This window comes from Roseobacter sp. TSBP12 (assembly GCF_009129705.1).
GTDB lineage: Bacteria > Pseudomonadota > Alphaproteobacteria > Rhodobacterales > Rhodobacteraceae > Celeribacter > Celeribacter baekdonensis_A.
The window spans coordinates 1-18,728 of sequence record NZ_PYIB01000042.1 but is presented as its reverse complement, the minus strand read 5'-3'; the positions used below and the strand labels follow the sequence as shown (position 1 = coordinate 18,728).

Genomic DNA, 18,728 nt, shown 5'->3' with positions numbered 1-18,728 from the left:
CTCAAACTTTTCCTTAGCCATTATGGCCTCCTGTTATTCGATATGGGGATCAAGCCACCCTGTAGGGTAAGCCCGATCCCCGAAGTGGGTTAGGCGAACTTCGCCTGAATTTCTTCCGAGATGTTCGACGGCACAGCTTCGTAGTGATCGAACTGCATCGAGAACTGTGCGCGGCCCGAAGACATGGAACGCAGCGTGTTGATGTAACCAAACATGTTGGCCAGTGGCACGTAGGAGTCGATGGCAATCGCGTTACCGCGGGTGTCCTGCCCCTGTACCTGACCGCGACGTGAGGTCAGATCGCCAATGATACCGCCGGTGTATTCTTCCGGGGTGATCACTTCGACTTTCATGATCGGTTCGAGCAATTTCGCACCGGCTTTGCGCATACCTTCGCGCATGCCCATGCGAGCCGCGATTTCGAACGCAAGCACCGAGGAGTCAACATCGTGGAACTTACCGTCGATCAACGTCACTTTAAAGTCGATCACCGGGAAGCCTGCCAACGGACCGGAGTCCATGACAGAACGGATGCCTTTTTCGACGCCCGGAATGTATTCCTTCGGCACCGCACCACCAACGATTTTGGATTCAAAAGAGAAGCCTTCGCCCGGTTCGGTCGGAGTGATGATGAGTTTAACCTCAGCGTACTGACCCGACCCACCAGACTGTTTCTTGTGGGTGTAGGTGTGTTCGACTTCGTGAGAAATCGTTTCACGATAGGCCACCTGCGGCGCCCCGATGTTCGCTTCGACCTTGAACTCACGGCGCAGACGATCCACGAGAATGTCGAGGTGAAGTTCGCCCATGCCTTTCATGATGGTTTGACCGGACTCAATGTCGGTCTCCACACGGAAGGACGGGTCTTCGGCGGCAAGACGTGCCAGACCTGCGGACATTTTCTCTTGGTCGCCCTTGGTTTTGGGCTCAACTGCGATCTCGATCACCGGTTCCGGGAAGGTCATGGTTTCGAGAACGACCGGATCAGAAGCAGAACACAGGGTATCCCCAGTGGTCGTGTCTTTGAGGCCAGCCAAAGCGATGATGTCGCCGGAGAAGGCTTCTTCGATCTCTTCGCGGTTGTTGGAGTGCATCATCATCATACGACCGACGCGCTCTTTTTTGCCTTTGGTCGAGTTCAGGATACTGTCGCCTTTGTTCATCTTACCGGAGTAGATGCGGGTAAAGGTGAGCGTACCCACGAACGGGTCGTTCATGATTTTGAACGCAAGGCCAGAGAAGGCCATGTCATCATCGGCACGACGCGGGATGTCACGGGTTTCCGTTTCATCGCCGGGTTTGAAGCCCATGTAATCCACAACGTCGAGCGGGCTCGGCAGATAGTCGATCACAGCGTTCAACAGCGGCTGAACGCCTTTGTTTTTAAACGCAGACCCGCAGAGAACCGGAATAAACTTGATCGCCAGCGTGCCTTTGCGGATCAGGCTGCGAAGCGTGTCCACGTCGGGCTCAGCGCCGTCCATCAAGTAGTTTTCCATGGCGTCGTCGTCCATTTCGACGGCAACCTCGATGAGGTTTGCACGCCATTCGTCAGCCAGATCTTTCAAGCTGTCGCGGATGTCGCGCTGTTCCCAGCTCGCACCAAGGTCTTCACCGGCCCAGACCCATTCTTTCATGGTCACGAGGTCGATCATACCTTCCAGCTCGGTTTCAGCCCCAATCGGGATCTGAATCGGAGCCGGGGTTGCGCCGGTGCGGTCTTTGATCATCTTCACACAGTTGAAGAAGTCAGCACCGATCTTGTCCATTTTGTTCACGAACACGATGCGCGGAACTTTGTAGCGGTCAGCCTGACGCCACACGGTTTCGGTCTGCGGTTCAACGCCAGCGTTGGCGTCGAGCACAGCAACAGCACCGTCAAGCACAGCCAGCGAACGTTCAACTTCGATGGTGAAGTCAACGTGGCCGGGCGTGTCGATGATGTTCATCCGAAACTTGGTGTCGGAAGTTGCATCAGCAGTCGGCTCTTCCTGACGCTGCCAGAACGTGGTGGTCGCAGCTGAGGTGATCGTGATGCCGCGTTCCTGCTCCTGCTCCATCCAGTCCATGGTGGCTGCACCATCGTGCACCTCACCGATGTTGTGGGATTTGCCGGTGTAATAAAGGATACGCTCGGAACAGGTGGTTTTACCTGCGTCGATATGCGCCATGATACCAAAATTGCGGTACCGTTCGAGGGGATATTCGCGTGCCATGATGTCGGTCCTACGGGCCTGAGTGATTACCAGCGATAATGGCTGAACGCTTTGTTTGCGTCGGCCATCTTATGCGTGTCTTCGCGTTTTTTCACGGCGGAACCGCGACCGTTGACTGCATCAAGCAGTTCACCGGCAAGACGCTCTTCCATCGTGTTTTCGTTGCGGGCGCGGGATGCGTTGATCAACCAACGGATCGCCAGAGCTTCGCGGCGCTCAACGCGCACTTCAACGGGCACCTGATAGGTGGCACCACCCACACGACGCGAACGCACCTCAACAGAGGGTTTCACATTGTCGAGGGCTTCATGGAACACTTCAACCGGAGCTTTTTTCAGCTTGTCTTCCACGCGGCTCAGCGCGTTGTAAACAATTTTCTCGGCGGCGGATTTTTTGCCGTCGATCATCAGGTTGTTCATGAATTTGGTCAGCACGCGATCGCCATATTTGGCGTCGGGCAGTACTTCGCGCTTTTCAGCGGCGTGACGACGGGACATACCAGTCTCTCCTTACTTCGGACGCTTGGCGCCGTATTTCGAACGACGCTGCTTACGGTCTTTGACGCCTTGGGTATCCAACACACCGCGCAGGATGTGATAACGGACACCAGGAAGGTCTTTCACACGACCGCCACGGATCAGAACCACAGAGTGCTCCTGAAGGTTGTGGCTTTCACCGGGGATGTAGCTGATCACTTCGAAACCGTTGGTCAGGCGAACCTTGGCCACTTTCCGCATAGCGGAGTTCGGTTTTTTCGGTGTGGTGGTGTAGACGCGCGTACAAACGCCACGCTTCTGGGGACACTGCTCCAGGTGCATGGATTTGGAGCGCTTGACTTTGGGCTGACGCGGTTTGCGGATCAGCTGTTGAATCGTTGGCATAGGGCTCTTTCCCGTTTCCTAACTTATGTGCCGCGACGGTGACCTCAGGCGTAAACCTTGAGCCCGTGCCGGGGCGATTTCGAATTTCCAGCATCACGCAAATGCGTAACACAAAAACCCGCAATCGTTCCCATTCCGAGGTGAACGACGCGGTGAGTTCCCAGAGGATCAGAGCGCCTTAAATTGCTCAGATCTTGGCCACTACGATTTAGAACTCGGCACAAACGGGGAGACCCCCCTTAGCCGGATGTCGCGCGGTATATGGAGAGTCGTCCGCCTTGTCAACCGGTGGTCAACGTTTGACGGGGCCATCCGCCTTCTGCCGCAACCGCGCCTCGCGTAGCACGGTGTAAATGCCCGTGGTGGCAATGATCCCTGCCCCGATGAGCGCCCAAAGGTCCGGCCATTCGCCAAAGGCAAAAAGTCCGATCAACAAAGCCCAGATCAGCGCAGTATAGCGAAACGGCGAGACAAAGGAAATCTCGCCCACGCGCATCACCGTGACGGAAAGCACATAGCCAATGATGACAAATCCCGACGTCCCCAAGAGTTGAACGTAACCCAGCGTCGAGAGCGGTTGCCACTGCGACCCAAACGACAATCCCCCCGCCACAACAGTGACCGCGGCCACAGCAGCAAAGGTCACAGTTGCGGTTGGCGCATTTTGGGAAATGGCACGCACCGAGAGGTCACGCACAGTGACAAACCCCATGCCCAGAACGGCCCAAAGCCCCTGCGCGCTAAAGCCTTCTCCACCGGGTTTCACAATCAATAGTACGCCACAAAAGCCGATCAGAATCGCCACGAGGCGACGCCAACCCAATTGATCTTTGAACACAAGCGCGCCGACCACCGTGATGGACAGCGGCAGGGTTTGCATGATCGCGGTGGCATTGGCCAAGGGGATATGGGTGATGGCCGTGAGAAAGGAGAACGATGCGCCGACCTCAGCCCCAGCGCGCAGCAGCGTAAACATCCAGTCCTTGCGGCTTAGATCAAACCGCACCGGCCCGATGAACACCGGCAGGATCACCAAGATCATCGCGATATTCAGAAGCCCGCGCAGGGTCAGTGCCTGCAACAGCGGGATTTCTTCCAGGAGCCCCTTCATGAAGCTGTCGTTGGTGGTAAAGGCCGCCATCGACAGGGCCATGAGAATGGCGCCACGGGTATTGTCGGAGAGTTTCGTCATGGTGCAGGAGGTTCTTTGGCTTTGGCGAGGGGTGGATCGATCCGTTTGATCCTGCGCTATCATTGCTGACACGATGCAGAAAGGAAAACTTGTCCTCTCGTCACATTGGCAGCTCTCGTCGTTGTGGCACAGGCTGTACTGTGCATTATGCGAAGGTGCACAGGCGGGATGGAACGTCGGTGGTAAATCAGTAGTAGATTTGGGTGACAAACGTGGGTGAAAAACTTGTCCTGACGACGATGCGCAATGAGGGTCCGTTCATTTTGGAATGGGTGGCTTGGTATCGTATGCTCGGCTTCGACCATATGATCATTCTCTACAATGATTGTACGGATCACTCCCCTGCTCTGCTCAAAGCACTTGATCAGGCCGGGCTCATCACCGCAGTTCGTTACAACCCCACGCCCTCCGTGCCGATAAAACGCACCGCTTTGAAATTGATGAAAACCCTGCCTCGGGTGCAGGCGGCGGAATGGGTGTTCAATATTGATGTTGATGAGTTCTTGGTGGTCCATGTCGGCGATGGCACGATCCATAATCTGATCGCTCAGTATGATATGGCTGAGACCCATGCCATCGCCGTGCATTGGAAATGTTTTGGCGACAGTGGCGGCGATGAGTGGTGCGATGAGTTTACGCATCGCAGCTTTACCAAGGCCGCGTCCTCCCTGCACACCGTCAACATATTCTTCAAAACGTTGATCCGCTGGCCGCAGGATTTTCGTCATATCGGGATTCATGCGCCAAGGGGATGGCTGGGTGAGTCGCCTTGGGGGCAGCCGCCCAACCTGATGAAGCGCTGCGATGGGGTGACCATGCGCCGGTATGATCCCGAGGGCTCAGTCCAGTACACAAAACCGCAATGGATCACCCACGAGTTTGCGCAGCTCAATCATTACATCACCCGCACCTATGAAAGCTTCGCCCTGAAGATGAACAAACCGTCCTCGGCGGCCAATCGCGACCGCTACACCATGCGGTTTTTCCGCGACAAGAATCGCAATGATGAACCCGATGAGAGAGCGCTGAAATACGCGCCGCGTTTTGAGAGCGCTTATGCCGAGGTCAGCGCTGTTCCGGGGGTGATGCGGCTGCATCATCGCTGTTGTATGGATTACCTTGAGGCCCTCGCAAAGCAAAATGACCGCGATCCAAAGGCGGATCTGCGTTGGCGTCATCATCAGCGTGAAAAGAACAAACTGGGCTGACCCCCCATAGGCACATGCCTCTCCGGCGCGCATTGAGATCATAAAAAGGCCCCCCGCATCTCTGCGAGGGGCCTCTTTTTAAATCATATGGAGACAGGCTTATTCTTGACCTTCGGGGGTTTCGACCATCAGGCTTTCGGCCTCGTCACCCATCACATCCATCACCGGAGCGGCAAGTTGTGCGGCGGCTTCCGCTTCTGCACGGGCTTCCTCGATCACAACATTGTCGCGCTCTTGAGCAATACGGCGGACGCGTTTGGTTGCGCCACCCGTACCAGCCGGGATCAAGCGACCGACGATGATGTTCTCTTTGAGACCAACCAACTTGTCACGTTTGCCCTGAACAGAGGCTTCGGTGAGCACGCGGGTGGTTTCCTGGAACGACGCGGCAGAGATGAACGACCGGGTTTGCAAGGACGCCTTGGTGATCCCCAAGAGGATCGGCTGACCTTTCGCCGGACGGCCGCCTTTGGACTCGGCTTTGGCGTTGGCTTCGTCAAACTCGGCCTTGTCCACAGCTTCGCCTTTGAGCAACGTGGTTTCCCCGGAGTCGAGGATTTCCCATTTCTGCAACATCTGACGCACGATGACTTCGATGTGCTTGTCGTTGATCTTCACGCCTTGCAGACGATAGACCTCCTGCACCTCGTCGATCATGTACACAGCCAGAGCCTCGACACCCATAATCGCCAGAATGTCATGCGGCGCCGGGTTGCCGTCCATGATGTAGTCACCCTTCTGAACGAAGTCACCTTCGGCCACAGGGATGTGCTTGCCTTTCGGCACCATGTACTCGACGGGTTCCTTGGTCTCATCCGACGGTTCGATCGAGATGCGGCGTTTGTTTTTGTAGTCCTTGCCAAAGCGCACATAGCCGTCAATCTCCGCGATGATCGCGTGATCTTTCGGACGACGGGCTTCAAAGAGCTCGGCCACACGCGGCAGACCACCGGTGATGTCCTTGGTCTTCGCGCCTTCGCGCGGAATACGCGCCACAACGTCACCGGCCTGAATGTCCTGACCGTCTTCGATCGAGAGAACCGCATCCACGGACATCAGATAGGTCACCGGGTTGCCCACATCATTGCGGACCGGTTCGCCGTCTTCGCCAAGGATCAGGATCTCAGGCTTCAGATCGCCACCTTTCGGCACAGAGCGCCAATCGGTCACGATTTTCTGGGTCATGCCGGTGGCATCATCGGTGTCGTCACGGACCGAAAGACCCGAGATGAGATCGACGAATTTCGCCTTACCGCCTTTTTCCGCGATGATCGGAAGGGTGTAGGGGTCCCATTCAAACAGCTTGTCGCCACGGGCAATCATTTTGCCCTCTTCGGCAAACACTTTCGTGCCATAGCCGAGTTTGTAGGACGCCCGTTCCACGCCTTGATCGTCCACGATCACCAACTGCATGTTCCGACCCATGACGATTTTCTCGCCATGTTTGTTTTCAAGCAGCATGGCATTGCGGAACAACGCTTTGCCTTCTTGGTTGGCTTCCTGGAACGACTGCTGACCACCCTGCGCCACGCCGCCGATGTGGAAGGTCCGCATCGTCAGCTGTGTGCCCGGTTCCCCGATGGACTGAGCCGCGATGATGCCGACGGCCTCACCCTGGTTCACCATGGTGCCGCGTGCGAGGTCGCGACCATAGCACATGGCGCAAACGCCTTCTTCGGCTTCACAGGTCAGCGGGCTGCGCATCCGCATGGAGGCAATCCCGGCGGCTTCGATCAGATCGGCTTTGCGTTCGTCGATCAGTTCGTTTTTCGACACGAGGACTTCGTCGGTGCCCGGACGCAACACGTCTTCTGCGGCCACGCGGCCCAGAAGGCGCTCTGCGAGAGAGGCCACAACTTCACCGTCGTTGACAGCCGCTTCGGCGGTGATCGCCAATTCGGTGCCACAGTCAACCTGACGCACGATACAGTCTTGAGCGACGTCCACGAGACGACGGGTCAAATACCCGGAGTTCGCCGTTTTCAACGCCGTATCGGACAGACCCTTACGCGCACCGTGTGTCGAGTTAAAGTACTCGAGCACGGTCAGGCCTTCTTTAAAGTTCGAGATAATCGGCGTTTCGATGATCTCGCCCGACGGTTTCGCCATAAGGCCGCGCATGCCGCCCAGCTGTTTCATCTGGGTGACAGACCCACGCGCCCCGGAGTGGGCCATCATGTACACCGAGTTCGGTTCCATTTCGGCGCCATTCTCATCGCGCTTGTTGGCCGAGATGGTGGACATCATCGCTTCGGTGACTTTGTCGTTACACTTCGACCAGGCGTCGACAACTTTGTTGTACTTCTCGCCCTGAGTGATCAGGCCGTCCATGTACTGTTGTTCAAAGTCGCGCACCTGATCGCGGGTCGCGTCGACCAACGTCCATTTGTTGTCGGGGACAACCATGTCGTCCTTGCCGAAAGAAATCCCGGCTTTGAACGCTTCTTTGAAGCCCAAAGACATGATCTGGTCACAGAAGATAACCGACTCTTTCTGACCGCAATAGCGGTAGACGGTGTCGATGACCTGCTGCACTTCTTTCTTACGCAACAGACGGTTGACCAGGTCAAACGGCGCTTTCGCGTTGAGCGGCAACAGACCGCCAAGGCGCAAACGGCCCGGCGTGGTTTCAAAGCGTTTCCACACTTCTTGGCCATGCTCGTCGATCTGTTTGATCCGGGCGGTGACTTTGGCGTGCAAATGCACAGCACCGGAACTCAGAGCATATTCCACCTCGTCGATGTTGGAGAAGACCATGCCTTCGCCTTGCATGCCTTCGCGCTCCATCGAGATGTAGTAAATGCCCAAGATCATATCCTGCGACGGCACGATGATCGGTGCGCCGTTGGCAGGCGACAGAACGTTGTTCGTGGACATCATCAAGACACGCGCTTCAAGCTGTGCTTCGAGTGACAGCGGCACGTGAACAGCCATCTGGTCGCCGTCAAAGTCGGCGTTAAAGGCCGAACAGACGAGCGGGTGAAGCTGAATCGCTTTGCCTTCGATCAATGTGGGTTCGAACGCCTGAATACCCAAACGGTGCAAGGTCGGCGCACGGTTGAGGAACACCGGGTGTTCGCGGATCACCTCGTCCAGGATGTCCCACACTTCAGGACGCTCTTTTTCCACCAATTTCTTGGCTTGCTTCACAGTGGAAGACAGACCTTTGGCTTCAAGACGCGAGTAGATGAACGGCTTAAACAGTTCGAGCGCCATCTTTTTGGGCAAACCACATTGATGCAACTTCAGTTCCGGCCCGGTCACAATGACCGAACGACCGGAGAAATCGACGCGTTTGCCCAAAAGGTTTTGACGGAAACGACCCTGTTTGCCTTTCAGCATGTCGGAGAGCGATTTCAACGGACGCTTGTTGGCCCCCGTGATCACGCGGCCACGACGACCGTTGTCGAACAACGCATCCACAGATTCCTGCAACATCCGTTTTTCGTTACGCACGATGATGTCGGGCGCACGCAGTTCGATCAGACGTTTCAGACGGTTGTTCCGGTTGATCACACGACGGTAAAGGTCGTTGAGATCGGAAGTCGCGAAACGGCCACCATCGAGCGGCACCAACGGGCGGAGTTCCGGCGGGATCACGGGGATCACGGTCAGGATCATCCACTCCGGGCGGTTGCCGGATTCAAGGAAGCTTTCAACGATCTTCAGACGCTTGATGATCTTCTTCGGTTTCAGCTCGCCAGTCGCCTCTTTGAGGTCTTCGCGAAGCTGGTCCGCGGTGCTCTCAAGGTCGATGTTGCCAAGCATTTTACGGATCGCTTCGGCACCGATGTCGGCCTCGAATGCGTCCATGCCGTAGAGATCCTGGGCGTCCATGAACTCTTCTTCGGTCATCATCTGACCGTAGGTGAGGTCGGTGAGACCCGGTTCGATCACAACGTAGTTTTCGAAATACAGCACGCGTTCCAGATCACGCAGCGTCATGTCGAGCATGAGGCCGATCCGGCTCGGGAGCGATTTCAAGAACCAAATATGGGCGACAGGGGCCGCCAATTCGATATGGCCCATACGCTCGCGACGCACCTTTTGCAGCGTGACTTCCACACCACATTTTTCGCAGACAACGCCGCGATATTTCATGCGCTTATATTTGCCGCACAGACATTCGTAGTCTTTGATCGGGCCAAAAATACGCGCACAGAACAGACCGTCACGTTCCGGTTTAAACGTCCGGTAGTTGATGGTTTCCGGCTTTTTGATTTCGCCGTAGGACCACGACAGAATCCGCTCCGGGGAGGCCAAGGACACTTTGATCTCGTCAAAGGTCGTCGGCTGCGCCATCGGATTAAACGGGTTGGCTGTGATTTCCTGGTTCATCTTTTGAATTCCTCAAATTGTCGCGGAAGGGGGGAAGAATAAGGGCCAAAGCCCTTATTCTTCATCCTCCGAATCCAGGAGTTCCATGTTGAGGCCGAGGCCGCGGACTTCTTTGACGAGCACGTTAAAGCTCTCCGGCACGCCGGCTTCAAAGTTGTCTTCGCCCTTGACGATCGACTCATAGACCTTGGCACGGCCGGCCACGTCATCCGACTTGACCGTAAGCATTTCCTGCAGGGTGTAGGCGGCGCCGTAAGCTTCGAGCGCCCAGACTTCCATCTCCCCGAAACGCTGACCCCCGAACTGCGCCTTACCACCGAGCGGCTGCTGGGTGACAAGCGAGTACGGACCCGTGGAACGGGCGTGGATTTTGTCGTCCACAAGGTGATGCAGTTTCAGCAGGTATTTCATGCCCACCGTGACCTTACGCGCGAATTGCTCACCGGTGCGGCCATCAAACAGGATGGATTGCGCAGAGGTGTCAAAGCCCGCTTTGGCCAAGGCTTCGTTGATATCGGCCTCTTTCGCCCCGTCGAAAACCGGCGTTGCGATCGGAACACCGCGGGTCACGTTGCCCGCCGCTTCCAGAAGGTCGTCATCTTCCATCGGTTCAAAGCCTTCGTCATAGACGTCCTGGCCATAAACGAATTTCAGAGCATCCCGCACCGGGGTCATGTCGCCAGAGCGACGGTATTCCCGCAGGCCTTCTTCGACCTGTTGGCCCAGACCGCGCGCGGCCCAACCCATGTGCGTTTCAAGGATCTGACCAACGTTCATACGCGACGGCACGCCCAGCGGGTTCAAACAGAAATCGACCGGGGTCCCGTCTTCGAGGAACGGCATGTCCTCCATCGGAACCACGCGCGAAATCACACCTTTGTTGCCGTGACGACCGGCCATTTTATCACCCGGCTGAAGCTTACGCTTCACGGCGATAAAGACTTTGACCATTTTCATCACGCCCGGCGGAAGATCGTCGCCACGACGGACTTTTTCGACCTTGTCTTCAAAACGGTGCTCAAGAGCCCGTTTCTGAGCTTCGTACTGTGCGTTCAAAGCCTCAACGATGGTGGCATCGTCTTCGTCTTCAAGCGCAAGCTGCCACCACTGACCCTTGGACAGTTGCGACAACAGATCTTCGTCGATGATCACGCCGGGCTTCACGCCCTTCGGACCTTTGACGGCAACCTTACCCATGATCATGGTCTTGAGACGCGCATAGATGTTGCGGTCGAGGATGACCATCTCATCGTCACGGTCGCGTGCGAGGCGTTCGATTTCCTCACGCTCGATCTGCACGGAACGTTCGTCTTTTTCCACACCATGGCGGTTGAAGACGCGCACTTCCACGATCGTCCCGTAGTCGCCCGGCTTCACCCGCAGCGAGGTGTCACGCACGTCGGAGGCTTTCTCACCAAAGATGGCGCGCAGGAGTTTCTCTTCCGGCGTCATCGGGCTTTCGCCCTTCGGTGTGATTTTACCAACGAGAATGTCACCCGGCTCAACGTGAGCACCGATGTACACGATCCCGGCTTCATCCAAGTTGCGCAGAGCTTCCTCGCCGACGTTCGGGATGTCGCGGGTGATCTCTTCCGGCCCAAGCTTGGTGTCACGGGCGGCGACTTCGAATTCCTCGATGTGAACCGAGGTGAAGACGTCGTCACGCGAGATGCGCTCGGAGATCAGGATGGAGTCTTCGTAGTTGTAGCCATTCCAAGGCATAAACGCGACCATCACGTTTTTACCCAAAGCCAGCTCGCCCATATCGGTGGACGGGCCATCCGCAATGACTTCGCCTTTGCCAACCGATTGGCCCACATTCACCAGCGGACGCTGGTTGATACAGGTGTTTTGGTTCGAGCGCTGGAACTTGCGCAGACGATAGATGTCCACACCCGGATCGCCCGGCTCCAGATCGGCGGTGGCGCGCACAACGATACGGGTTGCGTCGACTTGGTCGATCACGCCCGCGCGTTTCGCCTGAATCGCAGCGCCGGAGTCGATGGCGACTTTGCCTTCCATCCCAGTGCCGACCAGCGGCGCTTCTGCGCGCAACAGCGGCACAGCCTGACGTTGCATGTTCGAGCCCATGAGAGCGCGGTTGGCGTCGTCGTTTTCAAGGAACGGGATCAAAGCGGCCGCCACAGAAACCAGCTGTTTCGGCGACACGTCGATGAGATCGACATTGGCCGGCGTGTTCAGCGCGTGCTCGCCCGACTGACGGGTGGACACCAGATCGTCGGTGAATTTGCCGTTTGCATCAAGCGATGCGTTGGCCTGTGCCACGGTGTGACGCATTTCTTCGGTCGCGGACATATACTGCACTTCGTCGGTCACCTGACCGTCGGTCACACGACGGTACGGGGTTTCGATGAAACCGTATTTGTTGACACGGGCAAAGGTGGCCAACGAGTTGATCAGACCAATGTTCGGACCCTCGGGAGTCTCAATCGGACACATCCGACCGTAATGCGTGATGTGAACGTCACGCACTTCAAAGCCAGCTCGTTCGCGGGTCAAACCGCCCGGCCCAAGCGCCGAAAGACGACGTTTGTGCGTCACTTCGGAGAGCGGGTTGGTTTGGTCCATGAACTGCGACAACTGCGAGGAGCCGAAGAATTCGCGCACCGCAGCAGCAGCCGGTTTGGCGTTGATCAGGTCTTGCGGCATGACCGTGTCGATCTCGACCGAGGACATGCGTTCTTTGATCGCGCGCTCCATGCGGAGCAGGCCAACGCGGTACTGGTTTTCCATCAGCTCGCCAACGGAACGCACACGACGGTTGCCCAAGTGGTCAATATCGTCGATGTCGCCACGACCATCGCGCAGCTCAACCAGCGCCTTGATACAGGCAACAATGTCTTCGCGACGCAGGGTGCGTTGTGTGTCTTCGGCATCAAGGTCAAGACGCATGTTCATTTTGACGCGACCCACGGCCGAAAGGTCGTAGCGCTCAGAGTCAAAGAACAAGGTGTCGAACAGGCCAGAGGCCGCATCAACGGTCGGCGGTTCACCCGGACGCATCACGCGGTAGATGTCCATGAGCGCGGTTTCGCGGTTCATGTTTTTATCTGCCGCCATGGTGTTGCGGATGTATGGACCGACATTGATCCCGTCGATGTCGAGCACCGGAATCTCGGTGATGCCCGCGTCCAACAAATCTTTCAACGTGCCGCCAATGACGGAGCCGTCTTTGTCGAATTCATAGGTGATCTCGTCACCCGCTTCGACATAGATCGCACCTGTGGTTTCGTTGATGATGTCCTTGGCGGAGTATTTGCCGAGGATGTTATCAAACGGCACCAAAAGATTGGTGATCGTGCCTTCGTCGAGGATTTTCTTGACCGCACGCGGGGTCATTTTATCGCCGGCTTTGCAAATGATTTCGCCGGTATCAGCATCCACCAAATCGTAAGCCGGACGTGTGCCGCGCACACGCTCGGGGAAGAACTTGGTCACCCAACCCTTGTTCTTCTCAAGCTTGTAATCGACGGTGTTGTAATAGGCGTCACAAATTGCCTCCTGATCGAGACCCAGCGCGTAAAGCAGCGTGGTGACCGGGAGTTTGCGGCGGCGGTCGATACGCGCAAAGACGATGTCTTTGGCGTCGAACTCGAAGTCGAGCCAGGAGCCGCGGTAGGGAATAATGCGGCAGGCGAACAAAAGTTTACCCGAAGAGTGGGTTTTGCCTTTGTCGTGGTCAAAGAACACGCCCGGGGAGCGGTGCATCTGGGACACGATCACGCGCTCGGTGCCGTTGACGACGAAGGTGCCGTTCGGGGTCATCAGGGGCATATCGCCCATGAACACGTCTTGTTCTTTGATGTCTTTGACCGATTTTGCGCCGGTGTCTTCGTCCACATCAAACACGATGAGACGCAGCGTGACCTTCAGCGGGGCCGCGTAGGTCATGTCGCGCTGTTGACATTCTTCAACGTCATATTTCGGTTTTTCAAGCTCGTATTTGACGAACTCAAGCACGGCCGTCTCATTGAAATCCTTGATCGGGAACACCGATTGGAAAACACCTTTGATGCCTTCGCCGTCCAAGGGGACGGGGCTGTCGCCGGATTTGAGGAAAAGATCGTAAGAAGATTTCTGAACCTCGATGAGGTTCGGCATTTCAAGCACTTCACGAATTTTGCCGTAGTACTTGCGGAGCCGTTTCTGGCCAAGGAAGGTCGAAGCCATTGCGCGTCTTTACCTTTCGAATTTTCGCGAGCCACAGCCTCCGGTGGGCGCCGGTGGAAGTGCCCTGACGAAACAGAGATGTTCGGTCTATTCCTGCCCCCGTCCCAAAGGGGGCTCCCGACCGCTGAACCTCTCCTGAGAAAACGCCCTTTCCCCGCAAATCTGCGAAAGGCCCTTTCTAAGACAGGTTAAGCTGGACCCAAGAAATCTCGGGTCCAGCCATTATTTTGTTCGGCCCATAAGGGCCAAAGGCGATTAGGCCAGCTCGACAGTCGCGCCAGCTGCTTCCAGCTTGGCTTTGATTTCGTCAGCTTCAGCTTTGGCAACGCCTTCTTTGATTTTGCCGCCAGCTTCAACGAGATCTTTTGCTTCTTTGAGGCCCAGGCCGGTGATGCCGCGGACTTCTTTGATCACGTTGATTTTGGATGCGCCGGCGTCTTTGAGGACGACGTCGAATTCGGTTTGCTCTTCAGCGGCTGCGCCACCGGCGTCTGCCGGGCCAGCCATCATCACAGCGCCGCCAGCGGCGGGCTCGATGCCATACTCGTCTTTGAGGATGGTTTTCAGTTCTTGTGCTTCGAGAAGGGTGAGACCCACGATCTCTTCTGCAAGTTTCTTCAGATCAGCCATTGTACTGTTTCCGTTCGTTTAAGATGTGTTCCAACGCGTGTGTTTACAACCACGTCGGTCTCTGATTGCTTATGCAGCAGCCTTGTCTTCAATTGTAGACAGGATGCTCGCGATGTTCGAAGCAGGTGCGCCAATCGCGCCAGCGATGTTGGAAGCAGGTGCGCCAATACAGCCAACGATGGAAGCAATAAGCTCCTCGCGGGACGGCATTTTCGCAACGGCCTTCACACCGTCAACGTCGAGAGCGGTCTCACCCATTGCACCGCCAAGGATCACGAATTTTTCGTTATCTTTGGCATAGGCATCGGCAACCTTGGCCGCAGCCACAGGGTCTTCCGAATAGGTGAGAACGGTCATACCCGTCAGGAAATCAGCAAGGCTTGCGCAAGGCTTTCCTTCAAGGGCGATTTTGGCGAGCTTGTTCTTGGCAACGCGAACGGACCCACCAACTTCACGCATACGCGCGCGCAGGTCCTGCATCTGAGCAACCGTGAGACCTTCGTAGTGGGCAACCACAACGACGCCAGAGCTGTCAAAGATTTGGCCGAGCTCGTCGACCATTTTTTCTTTTTGTGCTCTATCCACAGTTTTACTCCAAGTATGGGAGAGAAAGCGCCCTCCCGGCTCAATTCTACCGGCATAACCGGCACGAAGTCCGTTACGGGCTGCGCCAAAGTCGCCCGAGGTCAAGCCCTCGGAGAAACTTGTCGTCTTCCCGTCTCAGGCAGGAATTATAGAGAGAAACCCCTCGACCCACCGTCTTGGACGAAACGCAAAACAGCGCACGACGAATCGCACGCTGGGTTGCATGAAGCGGTTTAGATGGAATTAAGAGAGAGAGCAAGGGGGTGAAGTGCCTGAGACACACATCCCGGACACGCCACCACATGAGAAAAGTTTAGCCGAAAACCCGCGCGCGCTCAACATAGCCAAAAGGACATAGACAAAAGGCGCCCCCAAAGGAGCGCCTTTCAAATCTTATTCAATGTCCGCCAGAGCGAAAATCAATTCCCAGTCGCGGAGTCCACAGCGATGGAAACGCCCGGGCCCATCGAAGAGGACACAGACACTTTACGCATGTAGGCGCCTTTTGCGCCGGTCGGCTTGGCTTTTTGAACCGCATCCACGAAAGCGCGGATGTTTTCGGCCAGTTGCTCGGCGGAGAAGGAGGCTTTGCCAACGCCTGCGTGCACAACGCCGGCTTTCTCTGCTTTGAACTGAACTTCGCCGCCTTTGGCTGCTTCCACGGCCGCTTTCACGTCCATGGTTACGGTGCCAATTTTCGGGTTCGGCATCAGGTTGCGCGGACCAAGGATTTTACCAAGGCGACCCACGATCGGCATCATGTCCGGGGTTGCAATGCAACGATCGAACTCGATTTTGCCAGACTGAATGGTCTCCATCAAATCCTCTGCACCAACGATGTCAGCGCCTGCGGCGGTGGCTTCGTCTGCTTTCGGGCCACGGGCAAACACGGCCACACGGACGGTTTTACCAGTGCCGTTCGGCAAGGTCACAACGCCGCGAACCATTTGGTCTGCGTGACGCGGATCAACACCGAGGTTCAGCGCGATTTCGACGGTTTCGTCAAATTTTGCGGTTGCGTTGGATTTGACCAATGCCACGGCGTCTTCAACGGTGATGTTTTCTTTGCCTGCAAATGCTGCACGGGCTGCAACGGTGCGTTTACCAAACTTAGCCATTACTTCACCTCGATGCCCATGGAACGTGCAGAGCCGAGGATGATTTTCATCGCCGCTTCGACGTCGTTTGCGTTCAGGTCTTTCATTTTCGCTTCAGCGATCTCACGCACCTGAGCCAAGGTCACGGTGCCGGCAGACGTACGACCCGGGGTTTTGGAACCAGAGGTCAGTTTTGCCGCTTTTTTCAGGAAGTAGGACGCCGGGGACGTCTTGATGTCCATGGTGAAGGACTTGTCCTGATAGTAGGTGATCACGGTCGGGCACGGCGCGCCGGGCTCCATGTCCTGTGTCTTGGCGTTGAACGCCTTACAGAATTCCATGATGTTGATGCCGCGCTGACCAAGCGCCGGACCCACGGGCGGGGACGGGTTTGCTTTGCCTGCGGGCACTTGCAGCTTGAGGCTGCCCACGAGTTTTTTTGCCATTGGCTTTTTCCTTTTCCAACCCCCATAAGACGCGTCTCATAAGGAACTTATGTTGTGTGGTCTGACTTGGAACGCGCGCGCCCCGCCTCTCCCACAAGAATGTCACACCCTAGGGATGCAACGTCATTCAGGGCCGTTTATTGACCTGAGTGAATTCCAATTCGACCGGGGTGGCCCGGCCAAAGATCGACACCGACACTTTGAGGCGCTGGCTGGCTTCGTCGACTTCTTCGACCATGCCGTCAAAGCCTTCGAATGCGCCTTCGCCCACGGACACCTGTTCACCCACTTCGAAGGTGATGGTGTTGCGCGGCGCTTCCGCACCCTCTTCGACGCGACCAAGGATGGCCTCGACTTCAGAATCGCGCATCGGCATCGGCTTGCCAAAAGAGCCCAAGAACCCGGTCACCCGGTTGATCGAGTTGATCAGGTGATAGCCCTGGTCGGTCATTTCCATCCGCACGAGCACATAGCCCGGCATGAAACGCCGCTCAACGGTCACCTTTTTGCCCCGGCGCACTTCGATGACCTCTTCGGTCGGCACCAAAACTTCTTCGATCTGATCCTGAAGGCCTTTTTCTTCCACGGCAGTCCGGATCGCTTCGGCGATTTTTTTCTCGAAGTTCGAGAGAACGCTCACCGAGTACCAACGCTTCGCCATGGTGCTTTTGCCTTTTTTTGCTCCAACCCTTCGGGCCGGATGTCGTTAAATGTCATGCACATATGTGCTCGCCCCGGAACAATAAAGCGGCGCGCAACTCGAATCGTTGCACGCCCGTCCGGAAGATTGCGCCCGCTCTATAGCGTCGAGCGCGTGAGTTCAACCCTTTAGACGCTCAGATCGCCCCGCGCCCGCATACAGACATTGCACGCAAGGATCACGAATGCGACGGCGGCATATTAGCCAAAGAGGCTCAAAAAGCCCTGAAGGCCAAAGCGGATGCCGAGATCAACGAGGAAGAAGAACGTCCCCACGAGGGCGGCCATCACGAACACCATCATCGTGGTCAACAAGACCTCGCGGCGGGTCGGCCAGACGATCTTGGTCACCTCAGCGCGAACTTGCTGAATGAACTGAAGCGGATTTGTTTTCGTGGCCATTGTGATGTCCTGAACTCTCTTGGTCTTGGCGCATCTACGCCACAGCGGAACGGATTTCAACCCCGAAGGCACGAAAGACAGAGCCAGGCCTGTCCCGGTGCCGTCTTTCAGGCGGAGCACGCACTGACGGCAGGCGATGAACGACATAGATGGGAAGTGGCAGGGGCACACAGACTCGAACTGTGGGCCTACGGTTTTGGAGACCGTCGCTCTACCAACTGAGCTATACCCCTAAGGCCGAGGTGGGAAATACGAAAGGCGCGCTCGCTTTGCAAGTCGAAAAAGTCGATTGCGGTGAAAAGGCACTGCTGTTCTGTTCAATACACCCATCCAAAAGGCCGCAAAGCGCGCGTACAACATGCGCTCATTGGGGCCTCGATTTCATAAAGAGATGCACGGGCTGGCTTTGATGATCATTCAGAACGCCCTTAGATCTAGCTGACGATTCCTGAGCGTGACTGCTCTCCATCGGAGCCGCACGGGCGCGCCTCCAAACAAAAAGGCCCCGCTTTTGCGAGGCCTTTCTATGCGATCTTACTCGACGATCTTCGACACAGCTTTGTCAGTGCGTCTCGGGATCGTCTCGTTTACTCGACGATCTTCGACACAACGCCGGAACCGACCGTGCGGCCACCTTCGCGGATGGCGAAGCGCAGGCCTTCTTCCATCGCGATCGGGGCGATCAGTTCAACGTTGAACTTCAAGTTGTCGCCCGGCATCACCATTTCGGTGCCCTCAGGCAAAACAACAGTCCCGGTCACGTCAGTGGTGCGGAAGTAGAACTGCGGACGGTAGTTTGCGAAGAACGGCGTGTGACGGCCGCCCTCTTCCTTGGTCAAGATG

Annotated in this window: 14 protein-coding genes and 1 tRNA gene; 1 reads left to right on the top strand and 14 read right to left on the bottom strand. The window is 56.4% G+C overall.

What is annotated here, in order from left to right; all coding sequences use genetic code 11:
* Nucleotides 1-89 precede the first annotated feature (89 nt).
* The 4 genes from fusA to C8029_RS12640 all read right to left on the bottom strand — a co-directional run bounded on the left by fusA (nucleotide 90) and on the right by C8029_RS12640 (nucleotide 4,289).
* Complete coding sequence (gene fusA / locus C8029_RS12655) at nucleotides 90-2,216, bottom strand: elongation factor G (RefSeq protein WP_009574253.1); 2,127 nt, start codon at nucleotides 2,214-2,216, stop codon at nucleotides 90-92.
* A 26-nt stretch (nucleotides 2,217-2,242) separates the two neighbouring features.
* Complete coding sequence (gene rpsG, locus C8029_RS12650) at nucleotides 2,243-2,713, bottom strand: 30S ribosomal protein S7 (protein WP_009574252.1); 471 nt, start codon at nucleotides 2,711-2,713, stop codon at nucleotides 2,243-2,245.
* A gap of 12 nt (nucleotides 2,714-2,725) precedes the next feature.
* A complete protein-coding gene (gene rpsL, locus C8029_RS12645; protein ID WP_005621086.1) occupies nucleotides 2,726-3,097 on the bottom strand; it encodes a 30S ribosomal protein S12 in 372 nt (123 codons plus the stop codon).
* 292 nt (nucleotides 3,098-3,389) lie between these two features.
* Nucleotides 3,390-4,289: a DMT family transporter gene (locus C8029_RS12640; RefSeq protein ID WP_009574251.1), complete on the bottom strand. Its 900-nt coding sequence runs from the start codon at nucleotides 4,287-4,289 to the stop codon at nucleotides 3,390-3,392.
* Between the two features lie 212 nt (nucleotides 4,290-4,501).
* Here C8029_RS12640 and C8029_RS12635 point away from each other — a divergent pair, with 212 nt between their 5' ends.
* Nucleotides 4,502-5,497, top strand: a complete 996-nt coding sequence (locus tag C8029_RS12635) for a glycosyltransferase family 2 protein (protein WP_152003003.1) — start codon at nucleotides 4,502-4,504, stop codon at nucleotides 5,495-5,497.
* 99 nt (nucleotides 5,498-5,596) lie between these two features.
* Here C8029_RS12635 and rpoC read toward each other — a convergent pair whose 3' ends face one another.
* The 10 genes from rpoC to C8029_RS12585 all read right to left on the bottom strand — a co-directional run.
* The gene (gene rpoC / locus C8029_RS12630; protein WP_009574249.1) at nucleotides 5,597-9,835 is read right to left on the bottom strand and encodes a DNA-directed RNA polymerase subunit beta'; all 4,239 of its coding nucleotides are present in this window, start codon (nucleotides 9,833-9,835) and stop codon (nucleotides 5,597-5,599) included.
* 54 nt (nucleotides 9,836-9,889) lie between these two features.
* Nucleotides 9,890-14,026, bottom strand: a complete 4,137-nt coding sequence (rpoB, locus tag C8029_RS12625; RefSeq protein ID WP_009574248.1) for a DNA-directed RNA polymerase subunit beta — start codon at nucleotides 14,024-14,026, stop codon at nucleotides 9,890-9,892.
* Nucleotides 14,027-14,281: 255 nt separating this feature from the next.
* Nucleotides 14,282-14,656, bottom strand: a complete 375-nt coding sequence (gene rplL, locus C8029_RS12620) for a 50S ribosomal protein L7/L12 (protein ID WP_009574247.1) — start codon at nucleotides 14,654-14,656, stop codon at nucleotides 14,282-14,284.
* Between the two features lie 69 nt (nucleotides 14,657-14,725).
* Complete coding sequence (rplJ, locus tag C8029_RS12615) at nucleotides 14,726-15,241, bottom strand: 50S ribosomal protein L10 (RefSeq protein WP_009574246.1); 516 nt, start codon at nucleotides 15,239-15,241, stop codon at nucleotides 14,726-14,728.
* Nucleotides 15,242-15,660: 419 nt separating this feature from the next.
* Entirely contained in the window at nucleotides 15,661-16,359 is a 699-nt protein-coding gene (gene rplA / locus C8029_RS12610; protein ID WP_009574245.1) for a 50S ribosomal protein L1, read from the bottom strand.
* On the bottom strand, nucleotides 16,359-16,784 hold the full coding sequence (gene rplK / locus C8029_RS12605; protein WP_009574244.1) for a 50S ribosomal protein L11: 426 nt from the start codon (nucleotides 16,782-16,784) through the stop codon (nucleotides 16,359-16,361). The genes rplA and rplK overlap by 1 nt, the downstream gene beginning before the upstream one ends.
* Nucleotides 16,785-16,911: 127 nt before the next feature.
* Nucleotides 16,912-17,445 carry a transcription termination/antitermination protein NusG gene (nusG, locus tag C8029_RS12600; protein WP_009574243.1) on the bottom strand — a complete coding sequence of 178 codons (534 nt, stop codon included), beginning with the start codon at nucleotides 17,443-17,445 and terminating at the stop codon, nucleotides 16,912-16,914.
* Between the two features lie 239 nt (nucleotides 17,446-17,684).
* Nucleotides 17,685-17,885 carry a preprotein translocase subunit SecE gene (gene secE / locus C8029_RS12595; protein ID WP_009574242.1) on the bottom strand — a complete coding sequence of 67 codons (201 nt, stop codon included), beginning with the start codon at nucleotides 17,883-17,885 and terminating at the stop codon, nucleotides 17,685-17,687.
* A gap of 157 nt (nucleotides 17,886-18,042) precedes the next feature.
* A tRNA-Trp gene (locus C8029_RS12590) sits at nucleotides 18,043-18,118 on the bottom strand.
* A gap of 354 nt (nucleotides 18,119-18,472) precedes the next feature.
* The coding region (locus tag C8029_RS12585) for an EF-Tu C-terminal domain-related protein (protein ID WP_502707598.1) at nucleotides 18,473-18,728 on the bottom strand (256 nt) is incomplete at its 5' end.

What these genes read in the sequence shown, in the direction of transcription:
- nusG (WP_009574243.1), bottom strand. Translation starts at nt 17,445, where the DNA reads ATGGCGAAGCGTTGGTACTCGGTGAGCGTTCTCTCGAACTTCGAGAAA.
- rpsL (WP_005621086.1), bottom strand. Translation starts at nt 3,097, where the DNA reads ATGCCAACGATTCAACAGCTGATCCGCAAACCGCGTCAGCCCAAAGTC.
- rpsG (WP_009574252.1), bottom strand. Translation starts at nt 2,713, where the DNA reads ATGTCCCGTCGTCACGCCGCTGAAAAGCGCGAAGTACTGCCCGACGCC.
- rplK (WP_009574244.1), bottom strand. Translation starts at nt 16,784, where the DNA reads ATGGCAAAAAAACTCGTGGGCAGCCTCAAGCTGCAAGTGCCCGCAGGC.
- fusA (WP_009574253.1), bottom strand. Translation starts at nt 2,216, where the DNA reads ATGGCACGCGAATATCCCCTCGAACGGTACCGCAATTTTGGTATCATG.
- rplL (WP_009574247.1), bottom strand. Translation starts at nt 14,656, where the DNA reads ATGGCTGATCTGAAGAAACTTGCAGAAGAGATCGTGGGTCTCACCCTT.
- rpoB (WP_009574248.1), bottom strand. Translation starts at nt 14,026, where the DNA reads ATGGCTTCGACCTTCCTTGGCCAGAAACGGCTCCGCAAGTACTACGGC.
- C8029_RS12640 (WP_009574251.1), bottom strand. Translation starts at nt 4,289, where the DNA reads ATGACGAAACTCTCCGACAATACCCGTGGCGCCATTCTCATGGCCCTG.
- rpoC (WP_009574249.1), bottom strand. Translation starts at nt 9,835, where the DNA reads ATGAACCAGGAAATCACAGCCAACCCGTTTAATCCGATGGCGCAGCCG.
- rplA (WP_009574245.1), bottom strand. Translation starts at nt 16,359, where the DNA reads ATGGCTAAGTTTGGTAAACGCACCGTTGCAGCCCGTGCAGCATTTGCA.
- secE (WP_009574242.1), bottom strand. Translation starts at nt 17,885, where the DNA reads ATGGCCACGAAAACAAATCCGCTTCAGTTCATTCAGCAAGTTCGCGCT.